The following is a 6357-nucleotide window of genomic DNA, read 5'->3' on the forward strand; positions in this document are numbered from 1 at the left end:
CCTTGGGCTGCCGCCTCACACATGTGCGGGACCAGTGCAGAAAAACGAGACCCGAGACTCAGTCGCCGAACTCGGCGAGACCGGCAACCCTCGCGGCGCCGCGCGCGGGGACGTCCACTGCCGGGGCGGTCGACGGGGACGGCGCCACCGGCCGCGGCGGAACCGCGTGCGAGGCGGTCCACGACACGTCGATGCGCGCGCAGTCGCCGCGGAGCTCGGCCATGGACTCGGCCTCGCCGCTCGGCGGAAGGTACGAGCGCGCCGACACCGGCTGAGCGGACATATCGGGACTCCTTGCCATAAGTCACTGGGGACCCTTTCAGCCTAGAGCGCGGTCCTGACCTCGGCATCGTTTACCAGCCGGTAGTTTCTCGGACACCGAGCGTTGATTCCCTGTTCGCACCGCCCGCGCGCAGCCGAACGCCCTCGCCATACGCCCAGCCCACCCCGGACCACCCCTGCTGCGCCGCGTCGCCCGCTTAACATGCGGCCGGTACCGTGAGCGGGTTCAGGTGGGCCCACACAAGGGCACGCCGCCCGCCTCACTCCTGGAGCCAGTCCGTGCGCATCGCCGTGACCGGGTCGATCGCGACCGATCACCTGATGACCTTCCCCGGCCGCTTCGCCGACCAGTTGCTCCCCGAGGAGCTGCACCGGGTCTCCCTGTCGTTCCTCGTCGACCGCCTCGACGTGCGCCGGGGCGGCTGTGCTCCGAACATCTGTTTCGGCATGGGCTGCCTCGGGCTCAACCCCATCCTCGTCGGCGCAGCCGGCGCCGACTTCACCGACTACCGCTCGTGGCTCGACCGGCACCGCGTCGACACCCACTCGGTGCACATCTCCGAGACCCACCACACCGCGCGCTTCCTCTGCACGACGGACGAGGACCACAACCAGATCGCCTCCTTCTACACCGGCGCGATGAGCGAGGCCCGCGAGATCGAGCTGCGCCCGATCGCCGAACGCGTCGGCGGCATCGACCTGGTGGTCATCGCCGCGAACGACCCCGAGGCGATGCTGCGGCACAGCGAGGAGTGCCGCGAGCGCGGCTACACGTTCGCCGCAGACCCGTCCCAGCAGCTCGCGCGCATGGGCAGGCACGACATCCGCAACCTGGTCGACGGCGCGAAGTACCTCTTCACCAACGAGTACGAAGCCGCGCTCATCGAGGAGAAAACCGGCTGGTCCGGCGAGGAGATCCTGGACCGCGCCGCGATCCGCGTCACGACCCTGGGCCCGAAGGGCGTGCGCATCGACCAGCGCGGCGAGGCCACCATCCACGTGCCCTGCGCGGAGGAGCGCCGCAAGGCCGACCCGACCGGTGTCGGCGACGGATTCCGCGCCGGCTTCCTCGCCGGACTCGCGTGGGGGCTGGACCTCGAACGCTCCGCGCAGGTCGGCTGCATGCTCGCCACACTGGTCATCGAAACCGTCGGCACGCAGGAGTACACCCTGCGCCGCGACCCGTTCCTGGCCCGCCTGGCCCAGGCCTACGGCGACGACGCCGCCGCCGAGGTGGACTCCCACCTCAAGATCTGACCCTCCCGCTCTTTCGCCCCTTCCTCCCCGGCAGCGCCGGGAACACCGGGACGCTCAGGCGCGCCGGACGAGATAGGCCACCCCGCCTGTCTCGCCCGGCCGCTCGCCCACATATTCGTGGCCGGTCATGTCGCACCACGCCGGCACGTCGAGCCGGGCCGCCTCGTCGTCCGACAGGACCGCGATCACCGCGCCGGACGCGATGTCCCCGATGTGCCGGGCGAGTTCGATGATCGGGATCGGGCAGCGACGACCGAGCGTGTCCAGGACCAGCGCGGGGGAGCCTTCGTCCGCCGCGGGCGCCTCGGGAGCCTCGGCCACCGGCGCGCCCGCCGACGCGGTACCCGTCACCGCACGCAGGTCCGCGACGATCTTCGGCAACACCGCCAGGAACCGGTCCACTTCGGCCTCCGGCGTTCCGCGGGGAAGTGACACCCGCACATTGCCCTGCGTCAACACCCCCATGGCTTCCAGGACATGACTGGGCGTCAGTGTCGACGACGTGCACGACGAGCCCGACGACACCGCGAAGCCCGCTCGGTCCAGCGCCGTCAGCAGCGCCTCGCCGTCGACATACAGGCACGAGAACGTCACCAGGTGCGGGAGCCGCGCGACCGGATCGCCGACCACCTCGACGTCCGGCACGATCTCGGGCACCCGGACCCGGATCCGGTCCACCAGCGCGGACAGGCGGAGGTTCTCCTCGTCGGACCCGGTCGCCACCGCACCCAGCGCGACCGCCGCCGCGACGACGGCCGGGACGTTGACGAAGCCCGGCACGCGCCGCGCCTCGCGTTCGTCGTACGGCAGCGGCGAGGTGTACCGCGTGCCCTTGCGCACGACCAGAACCCCGACACCCGCCGGACCACCCCATTTGTGGGCACTCGCGGCGAGCACCGACCAGCCGTCCGGCACCGCGATCCGCCCGACCGACTGCGCGGCGTCGACGACCAGCGGAATTCCCCGGGCCGCGCACAGTTCGGCGGCCTCCGCGACCGGCTGGAGCGTGCCCACTTCGTGGTTGGCGCTCTGTAGGGCGACCGCCGCGGTGTCGTCGCGCAGGTCCGCGGCGAGTGCCGCAAGATCCACACGCCCGTCGCGACCGACCACCGTACGAGTGATTTCTCCGCCGCGTGACTCGTGCAATTCGGCGGCGTGCAGCACCGCCGAATGCTCGACCGCGCTCACCACCCCGTGCGCGCCCACGCGGCGCCGGCCCGCCAGGGTGCCCAGCAACGCCAACTGCGCCGCCTGAGTCCCCGAGGTCGTGAACGACACTTCGTCCGGGCGCACGCCGAGCACCGACGCCACCGTCTCGCGGGCGGCATCCAGCAGTAGGCGGGCCCGTCTGCCGTCGTGGTACTGCCGCGCGGGATCGGCCCAGCCCTCTTCCAACGCGCTGAGGAAAGCCGAACGCGCGGCGGGATGCAGGGGTTCGGACGAGGCCGCGTCGAAGTACGCCATAACCCGACGCTAATCCGAGCACGCGCGCGCATGTACATCGGTACCGTTCACTCGATCGGACGGCTCGTCACTTTCACGTCCACCGCCACACCGGACCTCCGCGCGCGACCCGAATTCCGCTCCAGTAGGGTTGCCCCGCAGAATCATCCAAACCTGCCCGTGCGACGGACAACCAGGGGACGAAGTTCCCGGCCGGACCGCCGTTATGGGCGAGACATCGGGAAGGCGCTACGTGAGTCCCTACGGCTCCGACCGCTCGCCGCGGCGCTGGATGCGGCGCAGGGTGCCGCAGCTGCTGGCTCTGGGCCTCGTCACTGCGACCGCCACCGGCTGCTCCGTCGACTCCAAGGATCTGCCCCGACTCGGTCTGCCGAATCCGGCGACCGAGCAAGGGCACAGGGTTCTCTCGCTCTGGCAGGGATCCTGGATTGCAGCCCTCATCGTCGGCGCTGTGGTGTGGGGGCTCATCCTGTGGAGCATCGTTTTCCACAGGCGCAGCCGCACGAAGCAGGAGATCCCGCCGCAGACCCGGTACAACCTCCCCCTTGAGGTCCTGTACACGGTCATCCCCGGCATCATCATCGCGGTCTTCTTCTACTTCACCGCCCGCGACGAGACCGAGCTTCAGAAGACGACGAAGGCGTCCGACCCCGCGTTCGCGTCGGTCAACGTCATCGAGGTCGTCGGTTTCCAGTGGAACTGGGCCTTCAACTACAAGGAAGGCCCGATGAACGAGACCGGCGCGGTCTACGACATCGGAACGCCCGGCGACATTCCGACGCTCTATCTGCCGCAGAACCAGAAGGTGCAGTTCGAGCTGAACTCGCCTGACGTGATCCACTCGTTCTTCGTGCCGTCGTTCCTCTACAAGATGGACATCATCCCCGGCAAGACGAACAAGTTCGAGATCACGCCCCAGGTTCTGGGCCACTACGACGGCAAGTGCGCGGAGCTGTGTGGTGCCGACCATTCCCGCATGCTCTTCAACGTGCAGATCGTCACCCCTGCCGAGTACCAGAAGCACCTCGCGGAGCTGAAGGCGAAGGGGCAGACCGGGGCGGTCCGCAGCCAGATCAACATGCCGGTCGAGCCCGAACACGCGGTCGAGTCCGAGCACGCGGGAAGTGAAAAGTGACCATCCTCAACGAGCCACAGAGCGTGGCGGTGGGCGCGTCGGGGGTGCGTCGCAAGGCTCCCGGCAATGCCGTGGTCAAGTGGATGACCACCACCGACCACAAGACCATCGGCAGCCTGTACCTCATCACGTCGTTCGTCTTCTTCTGCATCGGCGGCCTCCTCGCGCTGTTCATGCGCGCCGAGTTGGCCCGTCCGGGCACGCAGGTGATGTCGAACGAGCAGTTCAACCAGGCGTTCACGATGCACGGCACGATCATGCTGCTGATGTTCGCGACGCCGCTGTTCGCCGGATTCACGAACTGGATCATGCCGCTGCAGATCGGCGCGCCCGACGTGGCGTTCCCGCGGCTGAACATGTTCGCGTACTGGCTCTACCTGTTCGGCTCGATCATCGCGGTCGCCGGGTTCCTCACCCCGCAGGGCGCGGCCGACTTCGGCTGGTTCGCGTACGCCCCGCTGTCGGATTCGGTGCGCTCGCCCGGCATCGGCGCCGACATGTGGATCATGGGTCTGGCGATGTCCGGCTTCGGCACGATCCTCGGTGCGGTCAACTTCATCACGACCATCATCGCGATGCGCGCGCCCGGCTTGACGATGTTCCGGATGTCGATCTTCTGCTGGAACGTCCTGCTGACCTCGATCCTGGTCCTCATGGCGTTCCCGGTTCTGGCCGCCGCGCTGTTCGCGCTGGAGGCGGACCGGAAGTTCGGTACCCACATCTTCGATCCGGCCAACGGCGGGCCGATCCTGTGGCAGCACCTGTTCTGGTTCTTTGGGCACCCTGAGGTGTACATCATCGCGCTGCCATTCTTCGGCATCGTGTCGGAGATCATCCCGGTGTTCGCCCGCAAGCCGATGTTCGGCTACAAGGGCCTGATCGGCGCGACGATCGCGATTGCTGGTCTGTCGGTCACGGTGTGGGCGCACCACATGTTCGTGACGGGGTCGGTGCTGCTGCCGTTCTTCTCGTTCATGACGTTCCTCATCGCGGTGCCGACCGGCGTGAAGTTCTTCAACTGGATCGGCACGATGTGGCGCGGCTCGCTGTCCTTCGAGACACCGATGCTGTGGACCATCGGCTTCCTGGTGACCTTCGTGTTCGGTGGTCTGACCGGCGTCATCCTGGCGTCGCCGCCGCTGGACTTCCACGTGTCCGACACGTACTTCGTCGTCGCGCACTTCCACTACGTCGTCTTCGGCACCGTCGTCTTCGCGATGTTCGCCGGATTCCACTTCTGGTGGCCCAAGTTCACCGGCAAGATGCTCGACGAACGCCTCGGGAAGATCACCTTCTGGACGCTGTTCGTCGGCTTCCACACCACCTTCCTCGTCCAGCACTGGCTGGGCGCCGAGGGCATGCCGCGCCGCTACGCCGACTACCTCGCCTCCGACGGCTACACCGCACTCAACATGGTGTCGACCATCGGTTCGTTCGTGCTCGGTATGTCGATCCTGCCGTTCATGTACAACGTGTGGAAGACGCACAAGTACGGCAAGAAGATCACGGTCGACGACCCGTGGGGCTACGGCCGTTCGCTCGAATGGGCGACCTCGTGCCCGCCGCCGCGGCACAACTTCACCTCGATGCCGCGTATTCGGTCCGAATCGCCGGCGTTCGACCTCCACCACCCCGAAATCGCCGCCCTGGACTACCTGGGCGACGACCGGCAGGCCGTCACGGCGGGCAAGGAGAGTGAGCGGTGAAGTTCATCGGCGCGCTCATGACGCTGGTTGCGATCTTCCTCCTCCCGGTCACCATCATCTACTGGGTGCTGTCGGAGGATCCGACCGGAACCACGGCCCTGGCCCTGGCATTCGGTCTGTCGATCATGATCGGCTACTACCTCTGGTTCACCGCGCGGCGCAGCGAGCTGCTCCCGCAGGACAACGAAGAGGGCGACATCGCCGACGATGCCGGCGACCTGGGCTTCTTCAGCCCGCACAGCTGGGCGCCGCTGACTCTGGCGGTGGGCGGCTCGCTGATGTTCCTCGGCATCATCTTCGGCTGGTGGATCTGCTACTTCGCCGCGCCGATCGTCGGCATCGGCCTGTTCGCCTGGGTCTTCGAGTACTACCGAGGCGAGAACCAGAACCAGTGACTCCGTGAAGGAGCCACCGCGGTTCACCGCACGGCACCGGGGGGGGGGGGGGGGGGGGGGGGGGGGGGGGGGGGGGGGGGGGGGGGGGGGGGGGGGGGGGGGGGGGGGGGGGGGGGGG

At 68.1% G+C, this 6357-nt stretch carries 6 protein-coding genes; 4 read left to right on the forward strand and 2 right to left on the reverse strand.

What is annotated here, in order from left to right:
* Positions 1-58: 58 nt before the first annotated feature.
* Positions 59-283, reverse strand: a complete 225-nt coding sequence (locus ACRX5W_RS07905) for a hypothetical protein (protein WP_436787225.1) — start codon at positions 281-283, stop codon at positions 59-61.
* Positions 284-561: 278 nt separating this feature from the next.
* On the opposite strand from ACRX5W_RS07905, the gene ACRX5W_RS07910 reads away from it, so the two are divergent.
* The gene (locus ACRX5W_RS07910; protein ID WP_436787226.1) at positions 562-1539 is read left to right on the forward strand and encodes a carbohydrate kinase family protein; all 978 of its coding nucleotides are present in this window, start codon (positions 562-564) and stop codon (positions 1537-1539) included.
* Between the two features lie 54 nt (positions 1540-1593).
* Here ACRX5W_RS07910 and ACRX5W_RS07915 read toward each other — a convergent pair whose 3' ends face one another.
* A complete protein-coding gene (locus ACRX5W_RS07915; RefSeq protein WP_436787227.1) occupies positions 1594-3003 on the reverse strand; it encodes a cysteine desulfurase/sulfurtransferase TusA family protein in 1410 nt (469 codons plus the stop codon).
* A 232-nt stretch (positions 3004-3235) separates the two neighbouring features.
* Here ACRX5W_RS07915 and ctaC point away from each other — a divergent pair, with 232 nt between their 5' ends.
* The 3 genes from ctaC to ACRX5W_RS07930 are packed head-to-tail and all read left to right on the forward strand — an operon-like array spanning position 3236 to position 6239.
* The gene (ctaC, locus tag ACRX5W_RS07920; protein ID WP_436787228.1) at positions 3236-4138 is read left to right on the forward strand and encodes an aa3-type cytochrome oxidase subunit II; all 903 of its coding nucleotides are present in this window, start codon (positions 3236-3238) and stop codon (positions 4136-4138) included.
* Positions 4135-5844 (forward strand): aa3-type cytochrome oxidase subunit I, encoded by a 1710-nt coding sequence (ctaD, locus tag ACRX5W_RS07925; RefSeq protein ID WP_436787229.1) that lies wholly within the window; start codon positions 4135-4137, stop codon positions 5842-5844. Before ctaC ends, ctaD begins: the two co-directional genes overlap by 4 nt.
* The gene (locus ACRX5W_RS07930) at positions 5841-6239 is read left to right on the forward strand and encodes a cytochrome c oxidase subunit 4 (protein WP_436787230.1); all 399 of its coding nucleotides are present in this window, start codon (positions 5841-5843) and stop codon (positions 6237-6239) included. The genes ctaD and ACRX5W_RS07930 overlap by 4 nt, the downstream gene beginning before the upstream one ends.
* Positions 6240-6357 lie beyond the last annotated feature (118 nt).

The organism is Yinghuangia sp. YIM S10712 (genome assembly GCF_051388935.1).
In the GTDB taxonomy this organism is placed as follows: domain Bacteria; phylum Actinomycetota; class Actinomycetes; order Streptomycetales; family Streptomycetaceae; genus Yinghuangia.